20 protein-coding genes and 1 tRNA gene are annotated in these 23,882 nt (G+C 70.5%); 7 read left to right on the forward strand and 14 right to left on the reverse strand.

Annotation, left to right across the window (positions count from 1 at the left end; all coding sequences use genetic code 11):
- Positions 1-26: 26 nt before the first annotated feature.
- Positions 27-641: an RNA pyrophosphohydrolase gene (locus ACOZ90_RS07595; RefSeq protein ID WP_422893052.1), complete on the reverse strand. Its 615-nt coding sequence runs from the start codon at positions 639-641 to the stop codon at positions 27-29.
- 139 nt (positions 642-780) lie between these two features.
- On the opposite strand from ACOZ90_RS07595, the gene ACOZ90_RS07600 reads away from it, so the two are divergent.
- A tRNA-Met gene (locus tag ACOZ90_RS07600) sits at positions 781-857 on the forward strand.
- Between the two features lie 314 nt (positions 858-1,171).
- On the opposite strand, the gene ACOZ90_RS07605 is transcribed toward ACOZ90_RS07600, so the two are convergent.
- The 7 genes from ACOZ90_RS07605 to ACOZ90_RS07635 all read right to left on the reverse strand — a co-directional run bounded on the left by ACOZ90_RS07605 (position 1,172) and on the right by ACOZ90_RS07635 (position 7,270).
- A complete protein-coding gene (locus ACOZ90_RS07605) occupies positions 1,172-3,199 on the reverse strand; it encodes a nitric oxide reductase activation protein NorD (RefSeq protein WP_422893053.1) in 2,028 nt (675 codons plus the stop codon).
- Between the two features lie 12 nt (positions 3,200-3,211).
- Positions 3,212-4,012: a CbbQ/NirQ/NorQ/GpvN family protein gene (locus ACOZ90_RS07610; protein ID WP_422893054.1), complete on the reverse strand. Its 801-nt coding sequence runs from the start codon at positions 4,010-4,012 to the stop codon at positions 3,212-3,214.
- 3 nt (positions 4,013-4,015) lie between these two features.
- Positions 4,016-5,383 carry a cbb3-type cytochrome c oxidase subunit I gene (locus tag ACOZ90_RS07615; RefSeq protein ID WP_422893055.1) on the reverse strand — a complete coding sequence of 456 codons (1,368 nt, stop codon included), beginning with the start codon at positions 5,381-5,383 and terminating at the stop codon, positions 4,016-4,018.
- A 35-nt stretch (positions 5,384-5,418) separates the two neighbouring features.
- Positions 5,419-6,249, reverse strand: coding sequence for a c-type cytochrome (locus tag ACOZ90_RS07620; RefSeq protein ID WP_422893056.1), 831 nt, complete (start codon positions 6,247-6,249; stop codon positions 5,419-5,421).
- A gap of 10 nt (positions 6,250-6,259) precedes the next feature.
- Positions 6,260-6,385: a hypothetical protein gene (locus ACOZ90_RS07625; protein ID WP_422893057.1), complete on the reverse strand. Its 126-nt coding sequence runs from the start codon at positions 6,383-6,385 to the stop codon at positions 6,260-6,262.
- 106 nt (positions 6,386-6,491) lie between these two features.
- Positions 6,492-6,980, reverse strand: a complete 489-nt coding sequence (locus ACOZ90_RS07630; protein ID WP_422893058.1) for a DUF421 domain-containing protein — start codon at positions 6,978-6,980, stop codon at positions 6,492-6,494.
- Positions 6,981-7,057: 77 nt separating this feature from the next.
- Entirely contained in the window at positions 7,058-7,270 is a 213-nt protein-coding gene (locus ACOZ90_RS07635) for a hypothetical protein (RefSeq protein ID WP_422893059.1), read from the reverse strand.
- Between the two features lie 319 nt (positions 7,271-7,589).
- Here ACOZ90_RS07635 and ACOZ90_RS07640 point away from each other — a divergent pair, with 319 nt between their 5' ends.
- On the forward strand, positions 7,590-7,850 hold the full coding sequence (locus ACOZ90_RS07640) for a hypothetical protein (protein WP_422893060.1): 261 nt from the start codon (positions 7,590-7,592) through the stop codon (positions 7,848-7,850).
- 46 nt (positions 7,851-7,896) lie between these two features.
- Here ACOZ90_RS07640 and ACOZ90_RS07645 read toward each other — a convergent pair whose 3' ends face one another.
- Genes ACOZ90_RS07645 through lexA form a run of 4 tightly spaced genes read right to left on the reverse strand, consistent with a single transcriptional unit; the run spans position 7,897 to position 13,626 of the window.
- Positions 7,897-10,995: an error-prone DNA polymerase gene (locus ACOZ90_RS07645; RefSeq protein ID WP_422893061.1), complete on the reverse strand. Its 3,099-nt coding sequence runs from the start codon at positions 10,993-10,995 to the stop codon at positions 7,897-7,899.
- Positions 10,971-12,386, reverse strand: coding sequence for a Y-family DNA polymerase (locus tag ACOZ90_RS07650; RefSeq protein WP_422893062.1), 1,416 nt, complete (start codon positions 12,384-12,386; stop codon positions 10,971-10,973). Before ACOZ90_RS07650 ends, ACOZ90_RS07645 begins: the two co-directional genes overlap by 25 nt.
- A 3-nt stretch (positions 12,387-12,389) precedes the next feature.
- Positions 12,390-13,004, reverse strand: coding sequence for a translesion DNA synthesis-associated protein ImuA (gene imuA, locus ACOZ90_RS07655; protein WP_422893063.1), 615 nt, complete (start codon positions 13,002-13,004; stop codon positions 12,390-12,392).
- A 1-nt stretch (position 13,005) separates the two neighbouring features.
- Positions 13,006-13,626, reverse strand: a complete 621-nt coding sequence (gene lexA / locus ACOZ90_RS07660) for a transcriptional repressor LexA (RefSeq protein ID WP_422893064.1) — start codon at positions 13,624-13,626, stop codon at positions 13,006-13,008.
- Positions 13,627-14,037: 411 nt separating this feature from the next.
- On the opposite strand from lexA, the gene ACOZ90_RS07665 reads away from it, so the two are divergent.
- Entirely contained in the window at positions 14,038-14,658 is a 621-nt protein-coding gene (locus ACOZ90_RS07665) for a trimeric intracellular cation channel family protein (protein WP_422893065.1), read from the forward strand.
- 63 nt (positions 14,659-14,721) lie between these two features.
- On the opposite strand, the gene ACOZ90_RS07670 is transcribed toward ACOZ90_RS07665, so the two are convergent.
- Positions 14,722-17,424 (reverse strand): bifunctional acetate--CoA ligase family protein/GNAT family N-acetyltransferase, encoded by a 2,703-nt coding sequence (locus ACOZ90_RS07670; protein ID WP_422893066.1) that lies wholly within the window; start codon positions 17,422-17,424, stop codon positions 14,722-14,724.
- 104 nt (positions 17,425-17,528) lie between these two features.
- Here ACOZ90_RS07670 and queD point away from each other — a divergent pair, with 104 nt between their 5' ends.
- The 4 genes from queD to ACOZ90_RS07690 all read left to right on the forward strand — a co-directional run bounded on the left by queD (position 17,529) and on the right by ACOZ90_RS07690 (position 23,098).
- Positions 17,529-17,885: a 6-carboxytetrahydropterin synthase QueD gene (gene queD / locus ACOZ90_RS07675; protein ID WP_422893067.1), complete on the forward strand. Its 357-nt coding sequence runs from the start codon at positions 17,529-17,531 to the stop codon at positions 17,883-17,885.
- 169 nt (positions 17,886-18,054) lie between these two features.
- Positions 18,055-18,453 carry a phasin family protein gene (locus ACOZ90_RS07680; protein WP_422893068.1) on the forward strand — a complete coding sequence of 133 codons (399 nt, stop codon included), beginning with the start codon at positions 18,055-18,057 and terminating at the stop codon, positions 18,451-18,453.
- A 323-nt stretch (positions 18,454-18,776) separates the two neighbouring features.
- Positions 18,777-19,958, forward strand: coding sequence for an efflux RND transporter periplasmic adaptor subunit (locus ACOZ90_RS07685; protein ID WP_422893069.1), 1,182 nt, complete (start codon positions 18,777-18,779; stop codon positions 19,956-19,958).
- Complete coding sequence (locus tag ACOZ90_RS07690; protein WP_422893070.1) at positions 19,958-23,098, forward strand: efflux RND transporter permease subunit; 3,141 nt, start codon at positions 19,958-19,960, stop codon at positions 23,096-23,098. The genes ACOZ90_RS07685 and ACOZ90_RS07690 overlap by 1 nt, the downstream gene beginning before the upstream one ends.
- Before the next feature lie 9 nt (positions 23,099-23,107).
- Here ACOZ90_RS07690 and bioD read toward each other — a convergent pair whose 3' ends face one another.
- On the reverse strand, positions 23,108-23,785 hold the full coding sequence (gene bioD, locus ACOZ90_RS07695; RefSeq protein ID WP_422893071.1) for a dethiobiotin synthase: 678 nt from the start codon (positions 23,783-23,785) through the stop codon (positions 23,108-23,110).
- Between the last annotated feature and the right edge of the window lie 97 nt (positions 23,786-23,882).

Consider the following 23,882-nt stretch of genomic DNA (forward strand, 5'->3'; position numbering starts at 1 on the left):
TTGTCAATTCTGGACGAAAACGATTCTCAGCCCGGATCTTTTTCCCGGCCCTGCCCCGGCGCCTGGTTCGGGCCGCCGCCCACGCGTTCGCGATGCGGACGGCGCCGCCGCGTCCCGTGCCGGCGCGGCGGGTCGAACTTCATGAACGGGATCGCCTGCGGCCCCGCCACCTGGCGCGCAAACGGCGCCAGGTGCCGCAGCGCGCTGGCATACACCCCGCGCTTGAAGGTCACCACGTTGTCCATCGGGTACCAGAAATCCACCCAGCGCCAGTGGTCGAACTCGGGCTTGGGGGTCAGATCCAGCTTCAGATCCGTCTCCTGGCCGGTGAAGCGCAGCAGGAACCACACCTGCTTCTGGCCGATGCACACCAGCCGGTCGTTGCGGCGGATCGCCCGCGGCGGCAGCCGATAGCGCAGCCAGCCGGGGGTGACGCCCAGCACGACCACGTGGCCGGGCAGCAGCCCGGTCTCCTCGTGCAGCTCGCGGTACATGGCCTCCAGCGGCGTCTCGTCGGTGTTCATCCCGCCCTGCGGGAACTGCCAACCATCGCGGCGCACGCGTCGGGCCCAGAACACCCGGCCATCGTCGTGCATCAGCACGATCCCGACGTTGGGCCGGTATCCGTCCGGATCGATCACGGCACGGACTCCGAAAAATTTGACTGCCCCGACTCTGCCACGCACCGCCCCCTCCGACAAGCGCGGGCCCGGGAGATTGACGGCAAGGGGGCAAGCATGGAAAATTGAGGGTTCGCCGCGCCAGCGTGCGGCACGCAGTGGCTATGTAGCTCAGACGGTTAGAGCGCGAGACTCATAATCCCGAGGTCGGTGGTTCGATTCCACCCATAGCCACCAAATTTCCGCGCAAAAACAACAAGTTAGATGATGAAAGCCCGCCATCGACGCGGGCTTTTTTGTGCCCAATCAGGGGGCACAACGGGTCTCGGCGCCGTTCAGCAAAGGGTTCACCGCCGGCTCCTTCCAGACGGGCAAAAACGCCTGTGCCCGGTTCCGTGCCCAAGTCATGCAGGCCATCGGGGCTGTTCGCGGCCGAAATGACCCTGACACCTTGCGCCTGCACCGATCCCGCTACCGATTCTGGGCCGGGCGCTGCCGAATTTTCCAGTTCCGGTCGGTCCTAGTGAGGGGAGGACGTCACTGGGCGCCCCTCACCTCGCCAACAACCGCCGCGTCCAATCCAGCAACACCGTCGGCAGCCTTTCCGGCGTGGACAGCACCGCATAGTTGTCCGGGCCGAACACCTTGGGCAGGTAGCCCGGCGCCTGCAGGTCGACGGTGAGGCAGAAGGGGAACACGCCCTGCAGCTTCGCCTCGGTGACGGACTGGCGCATGTCCTCCACGCCGTAGCGGCCGTCGTAGCGGTCGGCGTCGTTGGGCTTGCCGTCCGAGAGCATCAGCAGCAGGCGGTGCTCGGCGGGCTGGCGCATGAGCAGCGAGGTGGCGTGGCGGATGGCGGCGCCGGCGCGGGTGTAGTGCTCCGGCTCCAGGCCGGCGATGCGTAGCGCGACGTCGTCGCCGTAGGCTTCGTCGAACGCCTTGAGCGAGCGCATCGAAACCCCGTGCGGGCCCTCGCCGGAGAACGACAGCACCGAGAACGGCTCGCCCAGGCCCTGCAGGGCCATGCACACCAGCAGCAGCGCCTCGCGCTCGACGTCGATCACCCGGCGGCCGTCGCCGATGAAGCCGTCCGTCGAGCCGCTGGCGTCCACCAGCAGCGAGACCGCGATGCTGCGGCGGCCGGGGCGGCGCTGCTCGTACAGGCCTTCGCGCAGGAAGCCGCCGGCGCGCAGGTCGGCGCGGCCCTCCACGCAGGCGTCGATGTCGATGTCCTCGCCGTCGGCCTGGCGGCGCAGGCGCACGCGTTCGGGGCGCAGGGCCTCGAACTGGCGGCGGATGCCGTCCAGGTGCGAGCGGTGCCGGGCCAGGGTAGCGTCGACCCAGCGCGGGTCGCCGGCCGGCGGCGGCCGCATGCGCACAGTGACGCCGTCCTCGACGTAGCTCGCGTCGACATGGTTCCACTCGGGATAGCGGTAGCGGGCCTCCGCTTCCCCCTGGCCCTTGAACTCCAGCACCGCGCGGCTGTCGGGCGGATCGTCGGAGAGCAGCACTTCGCGCGGCGGATCGGGCGCGGCCACCATGCGCGTGGAGGCGAGCTCGGAGAGCATGTCGCCGTACTCGTCGGCGCTGGTCTGGTCGTCGCGATCCACCGGGCGCTGCAGGCCGAAGGGATCCTCGGCGACCTCGTGCGGGGCGTCCTGCTGGATCATCCAGGCACCCGGGTCGCCGGGCTTGTCCTCGTCCTCGGTCGCCTCGCGCTGCTCGGGGCGCCGATCCATCCGCGCGCTGCGCACTTCCTCGGGCGCATCGTCGTGCTGGAACGGCTCGCCGTCGGCGACGTGGGCCGGCGTGCCCGTGGCGTCGCGCAGCTCCCCCGTCCACCAGTCGCGGTACAGCGGCATCGGGCCCACGCGGCGGGACTGGGCGCGGTCGATGTTCCATTCCTCCAGCAGCCGCCGGGCACGGGCGATGGAGCCCTCCACCGTGCCGGGCGCGGCGCTGGCGGCGGGCGACAGCCCGTCTTCGAGGATCTCCCGCACCAGCCGCTCCAGCGGACGCCTTGGCGGCGCCAGGGCATCCGGCTTCGGGCGCGCCTCCAGCGCCAGCCGGCGCAGCCGCATCAGCGCGGGCACCAGGCCGGGGAAGCCCCGCGCGACCTCGGCCTCGGCGGCCTGTGCTTCCAGCACCAGGGCGGCGTCGCGCAGCAGCGGGTTCGGCAGCGCCAGGATCGCCCGGGCGGTGCCGCGCCTGGCCCGGAACGCCTGCTGCAGGGCCATCGCCCGGTACAGCGCCGACGCCTCGGCGGGATCACAGGTGTCCAGGTGCGCCGGCAGCCAGATGGCATCGCCGTTGGTGGCCGGCAGCGCGCGGCGATGGCGCGGGTAGGCGGCCGGCTTGAAGAACCGGTGCAGCATGGTCGGCCGCGCCGGTGGCAGCGCCACGCGCATGGGCAGGCTGGCGCCGCAGGCGGCCGAGAGCAGCAGGTCCAGGCGCCGCGCCAACGAGGCCAGCGCTACCGGTTCGTCGGGGTCTTCGGGATAGTGCCGGCGCCAGGTGTCGCGGATGAAGATCGTCGCGTGGCGCGCCGCATCGATGACCAGGTCTTCGGGCTCGGACACGCCGGCATCCGCCTACGGGAACATCGCGTCAACGAGTTCGCGCATCGCCGCGAGCAGGGTCGGGTCGTCGCTCAGCGGCGAGATCACCGCCACGTTGCAGGCCTCGCGCAGGCCGATGCCGCTGGCCACCAGGCGGCCGGCGGCGATCAGCAGGCGCGTGCTCGGCACCTCGGCCAGGCCGCGGTCGCGCAGCAGGCGCACGCGGCCGGCCAGCTCCACCAGCGCCACCGCGGTGCCGTTCTCCACCCCGCTTTCGGCGGCGACGATCGCCGCTTCCGCCTCAGGCCTGGGGAAGTCCAGGTCGATGGCGACGAAGCGCTGGCGCGTGCTCGGCTTGAGATCCTTGAGCATGCGCTGGTAGCCGGGGTTGTAGCTGATGATCAGCTGGAAACCGGGCGCGGCCTCGATGGTCTCGCCGGTGCGGTCGATCGGCAGGATGCGGCGGTAGTCGGTGAGCGGGTGCAGCACCACGATCGTGTCCTGGCGCGCCTCCACCACTTCGTCCAGGTAGCAGATGGCGCCTTCGCGCACGGCCCGGGTGAGCGGGCCGTCCTGCCAGACGGTCTCGTCGTGGCGGATCAAAAAGCGCCCGATCAGGTCACTGGCGGTGAGGTCGTCATGGCAGGACACGGTGATCAGCGGGCGGCCCAGCCGCCACGCCATGTGCTCGACGAAGCGGGTCTTGCCGCAGCCCGTCGGCCCCTTGAGCATCACCGCCAGGCCGCCGGCATGGCACTGCTCGACCACCTCGACTTCGTTGCCGCTGGGCAGGTAGTAAGGCCCGGCGGCCTCCGGCCCGTTGCGCTGCTCCACCAATCAGCTTTCCCTTGCCACCGCGGGCTCGCCCTCGACGGCCTCGTCCACCACCTCGAAGCGCGGCCGATGGCGGAAGAAGTCGATGATGAACAGCGCAACGCCCACCGCGAAGATGGTCGCGGCCAGGATCAGCATCATGAAGTGCACCTGGATCTTGAGCTGCGCGTCCAGGTAGCCCATGCCCATGATCCGCTCCAGGTACACCTGGGCGATGCCGGCGGTGCCGAAGGAGAGGGTCATGCCGAACATGCCCGTCACCTGCAGCCAGAACGCCCAGAAGCCCAGCGGCGAGTACCTGTCCTGCGGCCGCCCGGTCAGGCCCGGCAGCGCGTAGGTGATCATCGCCAGGGTGATCATCGCGTAGGCGCCGTAGAAGGCAGAGTGCGCGTGCATGGCGGTGATCAGGGTGCCGTGCGTCCACTTGTTCACCGACGGCCAGGTGTGGGCCAGGCCGAGCAGGCCGGCGCCGAACAGGGCGAAGATCGCAGCGCCGATCGTCCAGTGCAGGGCCAGGGTGTTCGGGTGGCGCACCCCGCCGCGGCGCATCGCGGTGTAGGCGTAGATGGCCATGGCCGCCAGCGCCAGCGGCTCGAGCGCGCTGAAGAAGCCGCCGATCGGCAGCCAGTAGTACGGCACGCCGACCCAGTAGTAGTGGTGCGCGGTGCCCAGGATGCCGGCGAAGAACACCAGGCCCACGATCACGTACAGCCACTTCTCCATCACCTCGCGGTCGATGCCCGACAGGCGGATGAGCAGGTAGGCCAGGAAGCTGCCCATGATCATCATCCACACGCCCTCCACCCACAGGTGGATCGTCCACCAGCGGTAGAAGATGGAGACGGTGTAGTTCTCGTAGTGCAGCAGCGCCGGGATGTAGAGCAGCGCCGACAGCCCCAGGCCCAGCAGCAGCACGCCCTCGGTGGTGGTCAGCCGCCCCGCGCGCTTGATGGTCATGCCGATGTTGTAGAGGAACATCAGCATGCAGATCACGATGACGATCTTGTGCGGCAGCGGCTGTTCGAGCAGCTTGTTGCCGGTGCCGTAGCGGAACAGGTAGCCGATCACCGCGCTCACGCCCATCAGCGCCCACAGCCCGAGCTGCCAGTAGGCCAGCTTGACGCTGTACAGCTCGGTGCGCGATTCGTCCGGCACCATCCAGTAGGTGGCGCCCATGAAGCCGGTGAGCACCCACACGATCAGCAGGTTGGTGTGGATGGTCTTGGTGACGTCGAACGGCAGGATGTAGAGCAGCGGATCCGGCCCCAGGTACTTGGCCGCCGACAGCAGCCCGAACACGATCTGCAGCCCGAACAGCACCATGGCGAAGGCGAAATACCAGTAGGCCACCGATTGGGACTTGTATCGCATGGAAATCTCCCCGTGCCGGCGCGGCGCGCGCGCCGTCAGTTCAACGTTGCAAGGTAGGCCACGAGCTGGTCGATCTGCTCTTCGGTCAGCTCATCCGCGTAGGTGTTGGGCATGAAGGACGTGCCGCCCGCGGAGAACATCGCGCCGGGCACCAGGTGCGCGCTGGGATCGGTGATCGACTCGCGCAGGTAGCCCTCCACGTCGGTGGCGCTGCCGGTGTATTCGGGAGACGCCAGGGTCTGCTCGGCGGTGCGCGCGATGTGCGCCATCGACGGCCCGGCCAGCTGCACGCCCGGCTGCAGCGAGTGGCAGGCGGTGCACACCGGCACCGCGGTGCGGAACAGGTGCTCGCCGATCGCGCGCGGGTCGCTGTCGGCGGTCACCGGCCTGACCTCCTGTGAGGCCCCGGCGCCCTCGGCGGCGACGCTCATGCCGCTGCCGGTCACCAGGATCGGCCGCGGCGGCCAGCCCTGGTTGTCGACGTTGGCCACCCAGTCCAGGAACTGGATGAGGTTGTGGATTTCCTCGTCGCTCAGATCCTGGGTGGGCATCAGGCGGCGATGCCGCTGCTCGTCGTAGAACTGGGACGGATCGCGCATGTAGGCCGTCAGGTAGGCCTCGCCGCGATGCTGGGTGATCTTGGTCAGGTCGGGCGCGTAGTAGGCGCCTTCGCCGAACAGGGTGTGGCAGTTGATGCAGTTGTACTTGTGCCAGACATCCTTGCCGGCGGTGACCTCGGGAGTGATGTTCTCCGCGTTGGTCAGCTCGCCGAAGCGCATGTGGCTGTGCACGGTCAAGCCGAGGAAGGCAACCGCGGCCAGGCCGGTTGCGACGATGGCGAAGATTCTGGACTGCCGCTTGTTCATGGGGCTTTCCTCAGACGCGGATATCGGGCCAATAGGAAATCGCGGTGTAGCCGGCGTAGATCACGGCCACGGCCATGAGCAGCAGGACGAGCCGCCCAACCCAACTGAGGACTGACACCAGGCTTGCAGCTTTCATTCGACCGCTCCCTGAACCTGTGCGCCTGCCTACTCTGACAGCAGCCGCATGAAGTCGCAATCCCGGATCCGCAGGCAGGTCGGGCCGGGCCGGGACTCCGGCCGCCTCAGGCGCTCTTCTTCAGGATGCTGATATGGCCGGAGGTTTCCAGGATCGCCAGGTCGACCTCGGACACCTCGCGGCAGTCGGCGGCGCGCATGGCGACGTCGAAATCGCGCTGGCTGACCGACTGCTGGCGCAGCGCGTCGGGATAGAGCTCGCCGTGCCGGGCCAGCACCACCGGCCGGCCCTCCACGATGGTGTCGAACAGCAGCGAGCGGGCGCTGAAGAAACCGACCACCCAGTTCAGCGCGAGCAGGGTCGCGGCGATCAGCAGGCCGCCGACCAGCGAGACATCCCTTCCGACCAGCGAGTTCTGCACCGCGGTACCGAGCAGCACCACCACGATGAGATCGAACGGCGTGTACTGGCCGACGGTGCGCTTGCCCACGATCCGCACCATCACCAGCACCGCCACGTAGACGGCAACGGCGCGCAGCAGCAGCTCCCACCACGGGTGGCCAAGCGAGAACAGGCTGTGTGCGACTGCTTCCATGGCGCCATGAAAGTCCGCCATTGGCGGTGAATTCGCGGTGAGGCCGACACGGACAGCAGCGGACGCAGCGCCCCATCTTATAGACGTTCCAGATCGGCTTCGCCTACCTGTCCGACGAGCAGGAAAACCGGAATACCAGCCAGGTGCTCAACCTCAACCAGCACCGCGACCAGACCGAGTACACGGGCACCGCCAACATCCGCGCGGCGGATCACCAGTGGCGCTACAACGATTTCAACCGCGACCAGATGGGCATCCAGGGCCAGGCCGAGTGGGATTTCGAGGAGCACGGACACCTCAACCTGCAGCTGGGCAGGTCCAAGGCCTGGTACCGCTCCGACCGCCCGTTCTCGGCGTTCCGCTTCCGCGGCGCTGGCCGGCTCAGCTACGACCTCACCGACCTGGACCGGCCCTTCACCGCGGACGATTCAGACGCGCTGAGGGATCCGTCGAACTACGAGAACTGGAACACCTACATTGATCGGCGCGATGCGACGGCGAGTCCTCATACATCTACAACGACGTCCTGCAGGAGATCGACCAGCTGCAGTACCAGTCCAAGTACGCCGGCAACGCCGCGGTGTTCTGGACGTTCGCCCCGGAACCGAGGTGCGCCTGGCCGCCAACTTCCAGGGCGAGTACATGAACGAGTTCGCCGCCAACCCCTGGCAGAACCTCTGGATCGAGCCGTTCACCACCTTCGACCTGACCGCGAAATGGCGGATTGACCAGAACCTGCAGCTCCGCCTTCGCGGGCGGAGCATCTTCAGCAAGGAACGCGGACGCACGATCGGCCCGAACAACGACCTGTTCCGCGCGAACCTGGAGATCGGAAGCACCTGGTTCGTGGATCTGAACTACCGGTTCTGAAGACCACCAATCCGGGGCGCATTCCTTGTGCCCCGGATTGGAGCGTTCACCTGAAATCCCGGCTGCGGGTGTCGAGCCTGCCCAGCAGGGGGGTGAGGTCGTGCAGGCGCCTGGCGATGAGGTGGCGCACGCCGTTCTCGGCTTCCAGCCGGCCTTCCACCATCAGCAGCTTCGCCTCCAGGAACGGGCGCCGCTGGCGTTCGGCGAGCTGGCGCCAGACGACGACGTTGATCATGCCGTGCTCGTCTTCCAGGGTGACGAAGGTGACGCCGCTGGCGGTCTGCGGGCGCTGGCGGCCGACCACCAGGCCGGCGGCGGCGATGCTGCGGCCGTGTTCGATGCCGGGCAGTTCCTTCGAGCTGCGGCAGCGGCGGGCGCGAAGCTGCGCGCGCAGCAGCGCCATCGGGTGCCGGCCCAGGGTGGTGCCAACGGTGGCGTAATCGGCCTGCAGATCCTGGCCCACGCTGGGCAGCGGCAGCGCCGCCTGCTGCTCGCGCGGCTGCGTGGCCGCACCCAGCAGCGGCCGCCGCTCCTCCACGCCGGCCACCGCCCAGCGCGCGCGGTGGCGATGCCCGGCCAGGCCGCGCAGGGCGCCGGAGTCGGCCAGCAGTTCGCGTGCGCGGGAATTGAGCGCAGCGCGTTCGCACAGGTCTTCCACGTCCGCAAAGGCATGCGCCATGCGCGCGCGTTCAATGCGCAGCGCGTCTTCTTCGCCGAAGCCGCGCACCATCCGCAGCCCCATGCGCAGCGCAAAGCCGTCCTTGCCGTCCGCCTCCAGGCTGCAGTCCCAGTTGCTCCAGCGCACGTCCACCGGCCGCACCCGGCCGCCGTGCCGGCGCAGATCCTGCAGGATCTGGTCGGGGCTGTAGAAGCCCATCGGCTGGCTGTTGATCAGGGCGCAGGCGAAGGCCGTCGGGTAGTTCTGCTTGAGCCAGCAGCTCGCCCAAGTCAGCAGGGCGAAGCTGGCCGCGTGCGACTCGGGGAAGCCGTAGCTGCCGAAACCCTTGATCTGTTCGAAGATGCGGGCGGCGAACCCGGCCGTGTAGCCGCGTTCGAGCATGCCGGCGGTCAGCCGCTCGCGGTGGTGCTCCAGCCCGCCGTGGCGCTTCCACGCCGCCATCGAACGACGCAGGTCGTCGGCCTCGCCCGGCGTGTAGCCCGCGGCCACCACCGCCAGCTCCATCACCTGCTCCTGGAACAGCGGCACGCCCAGGGTACGTCCAAACACTTTTTCCAGCGCTTTGGACGGATAGCTCACCGGCTCCTCGCCACTGCGCCGCCGCAGGTAGGGGTGGACCATGTCGCCCTGGATCGGCCCCGGCCGCACGATCGCCACCTGGATCACCAGGTCGTAGAACCCGCGCGGCCGCAGCCGCGGCAGCATCGCCATCTGCGCGCGCGATTCGATCTGGAACACGCCGACGGTGTCGGCGCGTCCGATCATGTCCCAGGTGTCGCCGTCATCGGCGGGGATCGTTGCCAGCGTCAACTCGCGGCCGTGGTGCCGCCTGACCAGGTCGAACGTCTTGCGCAGCGCGGTCAGCATGCCCAGCGCCAGCACGTCCACCTTCAGCAGGCCCAGCACGTCCAGGTCGTCCTTGTCCCACTGCACCACGGTGCGCCCCTGCATGCTGGCGTTCTCCACCGGCACCAGCGCGTGCAGCGGCTGCTCGCTGATCACGAACCCGCCGGGGTGCTGCGACAGGTGGCGCGGGAAGCCGATGAGTTCGGCGGTCAGCGCCAGCACCCGGCGGATCAGCGCAGCGTCCGGGTCGAACCCCGCTTCACGCAGGCGCTCGCCCGAAGGCACCGCATCGCTCCATCGCCCGACGCAGCCGGCCAGCGCATCGACCTGGTCCGGCGGCAGCCCCAGCGCGCGGGCCACGTCGCGCACCGCGCCGGCGCCGCGGTAGCTGCTGGCGATGGCGGTGAGCGCGGCGCGGTGGCGGCCGTAGCGCTCGAACACGTACTGGATCACCTCCTCGCGCCGCTCGTGCTCGAAGTCGACGTCGATGTCCGGCGGCTCGTTGCGCTCGCGCGAGATGAAGCGCTCGAACAGCATGCCGATCCGGTCCGGGTCGATCGCGGTGATCCCCAGCGCGTAGCAGACCACCGAGTTGGCGGCCGAGCCGCGGCCCTGGCAGAGGATGTCGCGGCTGCGGGCGAAGCGCACGATGTCGTGCACGGTGAGGAAGTAGCTCTCGTAGCCGAGCTCGGCGATCAGCGCCAGCTCCTTTTCCGCCAGCGTGCGCGCCTTGGCGGGAATGCCTTCCGGCCAGCGCCAGCGCAGGCCCTCTTCGGTCAGCGCGCGCAGCCAGGAAGTCGCGGTGTGGCCGGCGGGCACCAGCTCGTGCGGGTAGCGGTAGCGCAGCTGGCCCAGGTCAAAGCGGCAGCGGCGGGCGATGCGCAGGCTCTCTTCCAGCAGTTCCGGCGGATACAGCTCCGCCAGCGCGGACGGCGGGCGCAGGTGGCGCTCGCCGTTGGGAAACAGCCGCCAGCCGGCTTCGGCCACGCTGACGTGGTGGCGGATGGCGGTCATCACGTCCTGCAGCGCGCGCCGGCCGCGCGCGTGCATGTGCACGTCGCCGGCGGCCACCAGCGGCAGGCCGAGGCGTTCGCCCAGCGCCTGCAGCCGGACCAGCTTCGCGGCGTCATCCGCACCGCGGTGCAGTTCCGCCGCAATCCACAGGCGGTCGGGGAACAGCCTGCGCAGCCACTGCGCGTCCCTGTCCATCGCCGCGTCATCGGGCACCCACAGCGCCAGCAGGCCGTCCACGCCTTCCTCGAAGTCCTCGCGCAGCAGCCGGTATTCACCCTTGGGCGCGCGCCTGCGCGCGGCGGTGATGGTCCGGCACAGCGCCTGGTAGCCGGCCAGGTCTTCGGCCAGCAGCACCAGCTTCGGCCCGCCCTCCACCCGCATCTCGCTGCCGGTGATCAGCGGAAGGCCCGCTTTCTTCGCCGCCTGCCAGGCGCGCACGATCCCGGCCAGGGTGCACTCGTCGGTGATCGCCAGCGCTTCGTAGCCGTGGCGCCTGGCCCGTTCGAACAGCTCGCGCGCGCTCGACGCCCCGCGCTGGAAGCTGAAGTTCGACAGGCAGTGCAGCTCGGCGTAGCCCGCGCTCATGCGAACCATCCGTGCAGCCACCAGTCGCCCTGGCCGGGCACCGGCTGGAACACCCACGCCTGTTGACCGGTAGACAGGCGCGCGAGGCGATAGTCGCGGCGCACGTCGCCGCCGTCCCACCATCCCGTCTCGATGCGCTCGCAGCCGCCGATGTCCCGCGGCGGCGGCCCGCGCAGCGGGATCGGCCGCGGCAGCAGCCATCCCGGCCGCGGCGGCCGCAGCGGCGGCAGGCCGCCATCGCCCTCCTCTTCCGCACGCCACGCCATCTCCGGCCGATGGTCGGCGTGCACGCGCAGGCCGTGCACCGAAGCCTCGCCCAGGCGCGCGCGCAGGCGTTCGCGCAGCTGCTCCCAGGCCATCGCCTGCTGCGGGCGCTGGTCGAACAGCTCGCGGTGCGCGGGCACGAACGCCGGCAGCTCGTCGGCCACCAGCGCGATCGCCCGCACCGGCGCCGGCACCGGCGCCTGCTCCAGCCGCCCGCGCGCCAGTTCGAACAGCAGCGCCGCGTCGCGCTCGGGCGCCAGCAGCCCCACCGGCACCCGCGTGTCCGCGCGGCCTTCGTGCTCAAGCTGCAGCGCGAACCGCTGCACCCCGCCGTCGCGCCCGGCCAGGTACGCCGCAAGGTCCGCGGCCAGGCGCCGCAGCGGGAACAGCAGCGCCTGCGAGGACTCGACCTCATGGCCCAGCTCGATCCGCATCTGGAAGCGGTCCGGCGGCCGGTACCAGTCCAGCGCCACCTCGCGCTCGCCGGCCAGCTCATCCAGGTGCCGCAGCACCGCGGCCGGGAAGCGCCGCGCAATGCCATCGCGCGGCAGCGCCCACACCTGGCGCAGCGTGCGCAGGCCCATGCGCGCGAACGCAGATGCGGTGTCCGGCCCGAAGCCCGCGCGCTCGACCGGAAGCTGGCCCAGCGCGCGCCGCAGCGGCGCATCGGCATCGATCGCCAGCCCGTCGTGGACGTTGGCCAGCGCCCGCGCCGCCACCGGGTTGGGCGCGGCCACGATGCGGTGCGCGAAGCCAAGCTGCCGCAGCTCATCGCGCAGCCGCGCCTGGAACCGCGGCCACGGCCCGAACAGCCCCAGGCTGCCCCGGATCTCCACCAGCAGCGCGTGCGGCCAGCGGGTGCTCACCTGCGAACTGAAGCGGTAGGCCCACGCGGCCAGGAAGCGGTGCCAGCGCGCCTCCTCGTCCGGGTCGTGGTCGATGGTGGCGAAGCCGTCCGCCAGCGCCTGCGCCGCGGTCAGCGTCATGCCCCGGCGCAGGCCCAGCGCGCGCGCGCCCGGATTGACCGCGTGCAGCACCCGCCGCTGGCGCGCGCCGGACACCAGCGCCAGCGGCGCTTCCGGGTCGGCGCAGCGCCGCTGCGCGCCGTCCAGCGCCAGCCGCGGCAGCAGGATGCAGGCCCAGCGCATGGCTCAGGCGTCCAGCGGGATCGGCCGCGGCGGCGCCAGCCCGCCGCGGCACTTGAGCACGCGAAGCTGCGCGGGGTGCGCATCGATCGCGATCCGCAGCGCCGCCGGCGACGGATTGCGCGCCGCCGCCAGCGGCCGGGTCGCGAACCCGAGCGTGCGCCCGGCCTCGGCCGCCACCTGCAGCCGGCGCAGCGCGCGGTCGTCGGCCTTCAGCGGCCAGCACAGCACCGCGCCGGCGCTGCCCGAACGCAGGCACTGCTCGCTCGCCCACAGCGCATCGCGCGGCGAATCCGTTTCCACCACTTCCACCTGTCGCAGGTCCACCCCCGCCGCCTGCCAGGCCGGCGCGAACGGCAGGTACGGCGGCGCCACCAGCACCACCCGCTCCCCCGCCCGCGTGAGCCGCGCCAGCGCCGGCCACAGCAGCCGCAGCTCGCCCACGCCGTCGGCCGGGATGAGGATTTCGCTCAGCGCCGCCTCCGGCCAGCCGCCGATCGGCAAAGCCGCATCCAGCCCCGCATGCCCGGTCGGCTGCCCCGACGCCGGACGCGGCGCCGGCCGGCCCTTCCAGATCCGGCGCTGATCCAGCAGCGCATCGATCGCCACCACCGCGCCCATCTCAGCCCCGCCGCACCAGCCCGCAGAACACCCCTTCCACCGCGAAGTCCTGCCCCGCCTCCACCTCGATCGGCGCATAGGCCGGATTGCGCGGCAGCAGCCGCAGCGCATCGGCCGAACGCGCCAGCCGCTTGATCGTCAGCTCCCCGTCCAGCCGCGCCACCACCGTCTGACCGTCGCGGGCCTCGGGCGTGCGCTTCACCCCCACCAGGTCGCCGTCGAGGATCCCGTCGTCGATCATCGAATCGCCTTCCACCCGCAACAGGTAGTCCGGCGTAGAGGAAAACAGCCGCGCATCCAGCGTCAGCGTGTCCGCCAGCCCCGCATCCGCCCCGATCGGCGCGCCCGCCGCCACCCTGCCGAGCACCGGCACCCGCAGCAGATCCGCCCGCGCCCGCATCCCCGCCGGTCTCACCCCGCGCGCCTGTCCCGGCGCAACCTCCACCAGCCCGGCCCCGGCCAGCGCCAGCACGTGCTTGCGCGCCGCCCCGCGCGAGGCCAGCCCGCAGGCCTGCGCGATCTCCGCCAGCGTCGGCGGCTGCCCATGGCCGGCCACCCGGTCACGGATGAAGGAAAGGACGGCGGCGCGGCGGGGGCTGAGGGAAGAGTTCATGGAGTACATTTGTACTCCAACCGGAGATTTTTGTCGCTGAACCGGCCACGCCACCCGCAGCAACCGCGAGAACGTGGAAGTCGCAGGGCCTCAGGCGCATGGCCGCACCCCCTGCACCCAGGAAACAACGCCTCCCTTGCCACCGAAGAGCCGTCCCCACCGCTGGAGCGAGCCGTGCCCTGCCGGGAGGGGGTATCGCGCCAAGCAATACAAGGACGTATTGCGCGCGCGTCGGGACACGACGTCCCGCCGCGCGAAAAGCGATACCCCCTCCCGGCAGGGCACGGCGTCCCCCCGAAGCCTCCGCCCCACAGCCCACGCCCCCCGAACCCCACGCCCCACAGCCCACGAACCCCACACCCCAAACCTCAAACCCCCCACCGGCTTCCATCCTGAATCCCCACAGGGTCTACTCCACCCATGGGCCTGTCTTTCGTCACCCTGCTCGACTTCATCGGCACCTTCGCCTTCGCCATCAGCGGCGGCCTGGTCGCCGTGCGCCACCGCCTCGACCTGTTCGGCGTGCTGGTGCTCTCGTTTGCCGCCGCCACCGCCGGCGGAATGACCCGCGACGTCATCCTCAACATCACCCCGGTGGCCGTCACCGACTGGCGCTACCTCGCCCTCTCCATCGCCGCCGGCCTGCTCACCTTCTTCCGCCACGAGGCAGTCGAACGCCTGCGCAATCCCGTCCAGCTCACCGACGCCGTCGGCCTGGCCCTGTTCGCCGTCATCGGCTCCGACAAGGCCCTGCACGCCGGCATCGGCCCCGTGGGCGCGGTGATGATGGGCATCCTCTCGGGCATCGGCGGCGGCATCGTGCGCGACGTGCTGGTGGCCCAGGTGCCCACCGTGCTGCGCTACGAGCTGTATGCGCTGGCCGCGCTGGCCGCCGCGGTGGTGATGGTCATCGGCCACGAACTCGGCCTGCCCCACGTGCCCGTCGCCGTGGCCGGTGCCACCCTGTGCTTCACCCTGCGCTGGCTGGCCGTCCGCAAGGGCTGGCGCCTGCCCGTCGCCGGCGGCCGCGAAGCCCCGTGACGGCGTCGCTTGCCCACACCCATCCGAACCACCCGCCCGTGTAGGAGCGCGCCATGCGCGCTCCTACACGGGTGGTTTCTTGACCGGCAGGGTGACGAGCATGACCGTCATGTCGTCCGGATCCGGGGCGACGTTGAAGCCCAGGTTGCGGCACATCGAGAGCATCGTGGTGTTCTCGCGCAGCACCTGGCCCTCGATGGTGTTCAGGCCCAGCCAGCCGGCCAGCTCGATCATGACCTGCATCAGCTGCCAGCCCAGGCCCGCGCCCTTGAGGTCGGAGCGCACCATGATCCCGTACTCGCCGCGATCGTAGTTGGCGTCCGACACCAGCCGCACCGCGCCCAGCATCTCGCCGCTGTCCGGGTCGATCGCCGCCAGCGCCATCTGCCGCGCATAGTCGAGCTGGGTGAGGCGGGCGATGAACTCGTGGCTGAAATCCTTCACCGCCTGGAAGAACCGCAGCCGCAGGTCGTCCTGCGACACCTTGTCGAAGAACGCGCGGAACATCGCCTCGTCCTCCGGCCGCACCGGCCGCACGAAGGCCTCCTTCCCGTCCGCCCGGGTGATCGTGCGCTCCCATTCGCGCGGATACGGCAGCACCGCGAAGCGCGGATGGCCGCGGCCGCGGTGCAGGCGCCGCGACGGCGCGATCGACACCCGCGCGTCCACCGCGATCACCCCCTCGCGGTCGGCCAGCAGCGGGTTGATGTCCACCTCGCTGACCTCGGGCAGGTCGGCGGCCAGCTGGGCCAGCTTGACCAACAGCAGCGCCACCGCACGCTCATCGGCGGCCGGCACGTCGCGATACGCCTTGAGGATGCGCGAGACCCGGGTGCGGCCGATCAGCTCGTGGGCCAGGCGCAGATCCAGCGGCGGCAGCGCCAGCGCCTTGTCGTCGATGATCTCCACCGCCACCCCACCGCGGCCGAACACCACCACCGGCCCGAACACCGGGTCGTCGGCAATGCCGCAGATCAGCTCGCGCGCCTTGGGCCGCAGGATCATCGGCTGCACGGTCACCCCGTCCAGCCGGGCGCCCGGACGCAGCTGCGCCGCCCGCGCCAGGATCTCCCCGGCCGCCTCGCGCACGGCCTGGGCGCTGACCAGGTTCAGGCGCACGCCGTCCACGTCCGACTTGTGCGGGATGTCGGGCGAAAACACCTTCACCGCAACCGGATGGCCCGCGTCCAGCAGCGGCCGGGCCGCTTGGGCGGCGGCAGCGGCATCGGCCGCCACCACGCTGGCCGCGATCGGGATGTCGTAGGCGGCGAACAGCCGGGCCACCTCCACCGGATCCAGCCACTCGCGCCCGGCGTCCAGCGCCTCGCGCACCAGCGCGCGGGCGGCGTCCACGTCGACGTTGAAATCGTCCGGCAGGCTGGGCGGCGTCTCGCGCAGGGCAATCTGCGCCTGCCGGTGGCGCGCCAGGTACATGAAGCCGCGCACCGCCTCGGCCTCGGTGGCGTAGGTCGGCACCCCGGCCTCGCCCAGCATCCGGGTCGCCTCGCCGTCGCCGCCCATCCACACCGCCAGGGTCGGCTTGCGCCGGCTCCGGCCCTTGCCGGCGCGCAGCGCGTCGGCCACCGCCCGCGCGGTGTCCAGCGGCGGCGAGAGCACGGTGGGCACGTGGATGGCGAGCACGGCGTCGGTGTCGCCGTCGGCCAGCAGCGCCTCCAGCGCCTGCGCATAGCGCGGGCCGTCCGCATCGCCCAGCAGATCCACCGGGTTGCGCCGCGACCAGCCGCGCTGAAGCCCGGCGTCCAGGGTTTCCATGGTCTGCGCCGACAGCCTGGCGGGCGTGCCGCCGGCATCGACCAGGCGATCGAGCGCCAGCATGCCGGTGCCCAGGCCGTTGGTGAGCACCGCCAGCCGGTTGCCGGGCAGGGTCACCAGGTGCGACAGGGTCTCGGCGGCGGCGAACAGTTCGTCCAGCGCATGCACCCGCAGCATGCCGGCGCGCCGGAACGCGCTGTCGTAGACGTGGTCGGGCGGCGCCAGCGCCGCGGCGTGGGTGCGCGGTGCGCTGGCCAGCGGCGCATGGCGGCCGGGCTTGACCACCACCACCGGCTTGGCGCGGGCGGCGGCGCGGGCGGCGGACAGGAACTTGCGCGCATCGCGTACCTGTTCGATGTAGAGCAGGATCGCGCGGGTGTGGCGGTCGATGGCGAACCAGTCGAGCATGTCGGCGAAGTCGACGTCGACCGAGTCGCCCAGCGAGATCGCGGCCGAGAACCCGATCGAGCGGCTGTGCGCCCACTCCAGCACCGCCGCGCTCACCGCCCCGGACTGCGACACCAGCGCCAGGTCGCCGGCCAGCGGGCGGCTGGCGGCGAAGCTGGCGAACAGCTTCGAATGCGGTGCCACCACGCCCAGGCAGTTGGGCCCGACCACGCGCAGCCCGCGCGGGCGCGTCACCGCTTCCAGCGCGGCGTTGTAGGAGCCCGGCCCGGCGCCCATGCCGCGGGTCAGCACCGCCACCGCGCGCGCGCCGCAGTCGGCGGCATGCCCGGCCACCTTGGCCACGTCCTTGGGCGGCACGGCGATCAGCACCAGGTCGGGCGTGAAATCCAGTTCCTGCATCCGGCGCACCGTGCGCACGCCGTCGATCTCCGGGTAGCGCGCGTTCACCACCCCGACCGGCCCGGGGAAGCCGCCGTCCAGCAGCTGCCGCAGCACCAGCCGCCCCAGCGACCGCTCGCGCGGGCTGGCGCCGACCAGCGCGACCGACTTCGGACTGAAAACGGCGTCGAGGGCGTAGGTGCTCACGGGGGGGCCGGATGCTGTGGGGGAAACCCGCACCTTACCGGACACCCGTGGCGGTATCCTGTGCGCCCGCCTTTTTTCCTGCCCGCGTCGAGCGGCTGCCTTCCATGCACATCTTCAAGGTCTTCACCATCGAGGCCGCGCACCGGCTGCCCAACGTGCCCGAGGGCCACAAGTGCGCGCGCCTGCACGGGCATTCGTTCCGCATCGAACTGCACGTGGCCGGCGAGCCGGGCGAGCACAGCGGCTGGGTGATGGACTTCGCCGACGTCAAGGCGGCCTTCGAGCCGCTGTACCGCCAGCTTGACCACCACTACCTCAACGACATCGAAGGGCTGGAGAATCCCACCAGCGAGCGCCTGGCGATCTGGATCTGGGAACGGCTGAAGCCGGCCCTGCCCGCGCTGGACGAGGTGGTGGTGCACGAAACCTGCACCGCCGGCTGCCGCTACCGCGGCTCGTAACGCGGCTTCGCGCGCATGGCGCGCTCCTACATGGCTGATTCACAAGGATAATTGCCGGGGCTGAATAAAAATCGCCCCAGAATGTTGCATTGCAACAAAAGCCCGGTTATGCTGCATCGCACAAACCGGCAAAACCCTGCCGGCACCACCCCCACGCAGGAGCATCGCCATGAACCAGTACAACCAGTACAACGAGCAGTTCGCCGCCGCCACCCGTCAGTTCGCCGACACCGCCGCCCAGGTCAACCAGCTGGCCCTGGAGAACGCCGAGAAGGTGTTCGCGCTGCAGATGGGCATCATCGAGCAGAACACCAACGCCGCCTTCGCCTTCCTGGGTGAAGTGGCCGAGGCCCGCGACGCCGACAGCTACAAGACCCTGTGGCCGAAGGGCGTGCAGGTTGCCCGCGAGAACGTCGAGCGCAGCGTCAACGCCGGCCAGGAAGCCTTCGCCAGCTCGCTGAAGACCAGCGAGGCCATCGGCCAGATCGCCAAGGGCCAGATCGAGTCCGCCACCGAGCAGGCCAAGAGCGCTGCCAGCAAGGCGACCAAGGCTGCCCGCAAGGCCTGAAGCAAACGACAGGCTGCCGGCTCTCTCCGGCAGCCATCGTCTTCTGGAACCCGGCCGCGCAAGCGGCCGGGTTTTTTTGTGCGCGCGGCCGCGCAGGCGGCCCGGGCTCATTGCTGTACCTGACAGTTCAAGAACTGTATGCTTGCGCCGCGATCCGGTCTGGCCTCTCCCGCTGGAACCCCCTCCATCGGCAGGCTTACGATCGGCAGGTGCCCGCGGGTGCGCAACGCCGCTAGCCTCCTCCTGCAGGATCACTGGACGCAGCCCGCCCGTTCCCCCGCTCCCCCGACGCAGTCCCTGCCCGCTCTCCACGCGAGAATCCCATGGCCGCTTCCCACGCCAAACGCCCGCCGTCCGCGCGCAAGCGCATGTTCTGGACTTTGCTGATCACCGTGCTCGTGTTTGGCGGCGTATTCGCCGTCTGGGCGCTGATGCAGTCGATGATGAACGCCTTCTTCGACGACATGCCGCAGCCGCCGGTGTCGGTGGCCACCTTCGACGCCCGCGCCGAGCAGTGGAGCGGGCAGCTTGAGGCGGTGGGCACGCTGGTGGCGGTCAACGGCACCGACGTGACCACCGAGGCCGGTGGCGTGGTGCAGAAGATCGCCTTCCAGGCCGGCCAGCCGGTCAGCGCCGGAACCCTGCTGGTGGAGCTCAACTCCGCCGCCGAGCTGGCCAGCCTGGAAGCGCTGGAGGCCTCGGCCCGGCTGGCCACGGTGCAGGCCGAGCGCTGGCGCACCCTGGGCGCGGACCGGCTGGTCTCGCAGGCCGAGGTGGAAGAACGCGCCACCCAGGCCGCCACCGCCCGCGCCCAGGCCGAATCCCAGCGCGCGCTGATCGCCCAGAAGCGCATCCGCGCGCCGTTCGACGGCGAGCTCGGCATCCGCCGGGTCAACCTGGGCCAGTACGTGGCCCCGGGCGATCCGATCGTGAGCCTGCAGTCGCTCGACCCCATCTTCCTGGACTTCACCCTGCCCGAGCAGGAGCTGGGCCAGGTGCGCGAGGGCATGCTGGTACGCGCGCGGGTGGATTCGCTGGAGGGGCGCGAGTTCGAGGGCACGGTGACCGCGATCGAGCCGGCGGTGGACGCAGCCACCCGCAACTTCCGCGTCCAGGCCACGCTGGACAATCCCGAGCGCCTGCTGCGGCCCGGCTCGTTCGCCCGGGTCGGGTTCGACGTGGGCGGGGACGAGGACGTGGTGGTGATCCCGCAGACCGCGGTCGCCTTCAACCCGTATGGCAACGTGGTGTACCTGGTCGTGCCCGGCCCCGAGGGCGAGGCCACCGACCAGGATGACGCCGAGGGGCCGAACCTGGTCGCCCGCCAGCGCTTCGTCACCACCGGCCGCACCCGCGGCGACATGATCGAGGTCACCCGCGGGCTTGAGCCGGGCGAGACCGTGGTCAACGGCGGCCTGCTGCGCCTGCGCAACGACGCCGCGGTGGTGGTCAACAACGAAGTGCAGCCCAGCGCGGACGAAGACCCGCAACCGGCCAACCGCTGATGAAATTCACCGACCTGTTCATCAAGAAGCCCGTGCTGGCGATGGTCGTCAGCCTGTTCATCCTGCTGCTGGGCATGCGCTCGTACACCGAGCTCAACGTGCGCCAGTACCCGGAGCTGCAGAACGCAGTGGTCACCGTCAGCACCACCTACTTCGGCGCCGACGCCAACCTGATCCAGGGCTTCATCACCACCCCGCTGGAGCGCGAGGTCGCCAGCGCCGAGGGCATCGACTACATCACCTCCACCAGCGCGGCCGGGATCAGCATCATCCAGGCCTACATCCGCCTGGACTACGACGCCAACGAGGCGCTGACCCAGATCGCGGCCAAGGTGAACAAGCTGCGCAGCCAGCTGCCGGCCGAGTCCGAGGACCCGGTGATCGACCTGCAGCAGGGCCAGCAGGTGGCGGGCATGTACCTGTCGTTCTCCAGCGAGCATCTCAACGACAACCAGATCACCGACTACCTGGTGCGGGTGGTGGAGCCGCGCCTGGCCACGATCCCCGGCGTGCAGCGCGCCGAGATCATGGGCGCGGGCACGTTCGCGATGCGGGTGTGGCTGCAGCCCGACCGCATGAACGCGCTGGGCGTGACCGCCAGCGACGTGCACATGGCGCTGCAGTCCAACAACGTGCTGTCGGCGCTGGGCTCCACCCGCGGGCAGATGGTGTCGGTGGACCTCACCGCGCGCACCGACCTGCGCACGCCGGAGGAGTTCCGCGAGCTGGTGGTGTACGAATCCGACGGTGCGATCGTGCGCCTGGGCGACATCGCCGAGGTCGAGCTGGGTTCGGAGAACTACGACGCCTCGGTCACCATCAACGGCGAGTCGGCCACGTTCATGGGCATGTTCACCTCGCCCGACGCCAACTCGCTGGACGTGATGGCCGAGGTGCGGCGGGTGCTGGGCGAGGAGGTGGTGCCGCAGCTGCCCGAGGGGATCGTGGCCACGATCGCCTACGACAGCACCGAGGCGATCCAGGACGCGATCAACGAGGTGGTGCGCACCATCATCGAGGCGCTGATCATCGTGATCGTGGTGATCTTCCTGTTCCTGGGTTCGATCCGCAGCGTGCTGATCCCGACCATCGCGGTGCCGCTGTCGCTGGTGGGCGCGATGTTCCTGATGCTGCTGATGGGCTTCACCATCAACCTGCTGACCCTGCTGGCGATGGTGCTGGCGATCGGCATCGTGGTGGACGACGCGATCATCGTGCTGGAGAACATCCACCGCCACATCGAGGAAGGGCTCACGCCCACCGAGGCCGCGCTCAAGGGCGCGCGCGAGCTGGCCTGGCCGGTGGTGGCGATGACCACCACCCTGGTGGCGGTGTACCTGCCGATCGGCTTCCAGGGCGGCATGACCGGCGTGCTGTTCACCGAGTTCGCCTTCACCCTGGCCGGGGCGGTGCTGCTGTCGGGCGTGGTCGCGCTGACCCTGTCGCCGATGATGTGCGCGCGCCTGCTCAAGGGCCACGGCGATGGCAACGGGGACGGCAAGGGCCGGCTGGAAGCCTGGCTGGACACGAAGTTCGACCGGCTGCATGCCACCTACCAGCGCAAGCTGCACGGCGCGCTCGACACCAAGGGCGTGATCGGCATCTTCGGCGCGCTGGTGTTCGCCTCCTGCGTCGGCCTGTACATGATCGCGCCCAAGGAGCCGGCGCCGATGGAGGACGAGGGCTTCATCTTCGGCATCGCCTTCGCCGACGCCCCGGCCACGCTGGACTACATCGAGCGCTACACCGCCGAGATCAACGGCTACGTCGACGAGATCGACGAGATCAGCGACGTGTTCCTGGTCAACGGCGGCATGGGCCCGGGCAGCGGCATGGCGGCGATCGCCGGCTTCATCTTCGAACCCTGGAGCGAGCGCAGCCGCTCGGCCAACCAGGTGCTGCAGCAGGACTTGCAGCCCAAGCTCGCCGAGCTGGCGGGGCTGAACTTCTTCGCCCAGGTGCCACCCTCGCTGCCCACCGCGGGCGGCGGCGGCGGCGGCGAGTTCATCATCGGCGGCATCGGTTCGGAAGAGCAGCTCAGCACCCTGGCCGACGCGATCCTGGAGCGGGCGCAGGAAAGCCGGCGCTTCATCTTCCTGGACACCGACCTGAAGATCGACAGCCCGCGCATCGAAGTGCAGATCGACCGCGAAAAGGCGGCGATGATGGGCATCGACATGCGCACCCTGGCCGCCGACCTGACGGCGATGCTGGCCGGCGGCTACGTCAACCGCTTCGCGATGGAGAACCGCTCCTACCGGGTGATCCCGCAGGTGCAGCGCGTCGACCGGCTCAACCCCGCGCAGCTGGAGAACTACTACACCCGCACCCGCGACGGTGAGCTGATCCCGATGTCCACGCTGGTGACGCTCAAGGAAAGCGTGCAGCCGCAGAACCTCAAGCGCTTCCAGCAGCTCAACGCGGTGGCGATCACCTTCATGCCGCGCCCGGGCGTGTCCAAGGGCGACGCGCTGCGGGTGCTGGAGGAGGCGGCGGCCGAGGTACTGCCGCAGGGCTACAGCGTCGACTACGCCGGCGAGTCGCGCCAGTTCAAGCAGGAGGGCGCCGGCATGCTGGTGACCCTGCTGCTGGCGCTGGTGTTCATCTTCCTGGTGCTGGCGGCGCAGTTCGAGAGTTTCCGCGACGCGCTGATCATGCTGGTGACGGTGCCGATGGCGATCAGCGGCGCGCTGCTGGTGCTCAACGCGCTGGCGATCCTGGGCGGGGTGCTGCAGTTCGCCGGGCTGGAGATGTTCCCCGGCATGAGCATCAACATCTATACCCAGGTGGGCCTGGTGACGCTGGTGGGCGTGATCGCCAAGCACGGCATCCTGATCGTGGAGTTCGCCAACAAGCTGCAGGTGGACGAGGGGCTGTCCAAGCGCGAGGCGATCGAGCGCGCGGCCGGCATCCGCCTGCGCCCGGTGCTGATGACCACCGCCGCGCTGGTGTTCGCGATGGTGCCGCTGCTGCTGGCCACAGGGCCGGGCGCGGCGGCGCGCTTCGCGATCGGCATGACGGTGGCCGCGGGCATGACCATCGGCACCGCGTTCACCCTGTTCGTGCTGCCGGCGTTCTACCTGTTCCTGGCGCGCGATCATTCGCACGACCGCGAAAGCGAGCCGGTCCCGCAGGCGTAGGACGCGCTCCTACAACGGGGATGCGTCGAGGGTGGGGGTGGCGAGGGTCGGGTCGGGTTCGGGCAGGTGGGGGATGACGCCCAGGCACGGGGCGGGTAGCGCATCGCGCAGCAGGGCCAGGTAATCCTGGCTGCGGTCGAACACGGGGTCGACTCCGCTGCCGATCCAGCCGGCCAGGCGCAGGCCGTCGGCCTCGACCGCGCGTGCGGTCAGGCGCGCGTGGCTCAGGCAGCCCAGGCGCAGGCCGACCACCAGCACTACCGGCGCCCCCAGCGCGGCGGCCAGCGCCGACTGGTCGAGGCCGTCGGCCAGCGGTGCCAGCCAGCCGCCGACGCCTTCCACCACCACCCGATCCACGCCTTCCGCGAGCCGCGCGTGGGCGGCCAGGAGTGTTTCCAGGTCGACTTCAACGCCAGCCTCGCGCGCGGCGAGCTGCGGAGCGGTCGGCGCCGGCAGTGCGAACGGGTTCACGTCCTCATAGGCCGGGCGCGGCTCGCTCGCCGCCTGCAGCATCAGCGCATCCTCGTTGCGCCAGCCATCGGGCGTGCCGTCGCAGCCGCTGGCCACCGGCTTCATGCCCACCGCGCGCAGGCCGCGGGCGCGCAGCGCGTGCAGCAGCGCGGCGGACGCCAGGGTCTTGCCGACGCCGGTGTCGGTGCCGGTCACGAACAGCGAAGCCGCGCTCACCGCCCTGCCCCGCCCGCGCATCCCCGCCGTGCTTGAACCCTTCCCACCGCCATTGCGCTGCCCATATGCCTTCGACCCTGCTTGCTACACTGGCCAC

It is taken from the genome of Luteimonas dalianensis (genome assembly GCF_049339425.1).
GTDB lineage: Bacteria > Pseudomonadota > Gammaproteobacteria > Xanthomonadales > Xanthomonadaceae > Luteimonas > Luteimonas dalianensis.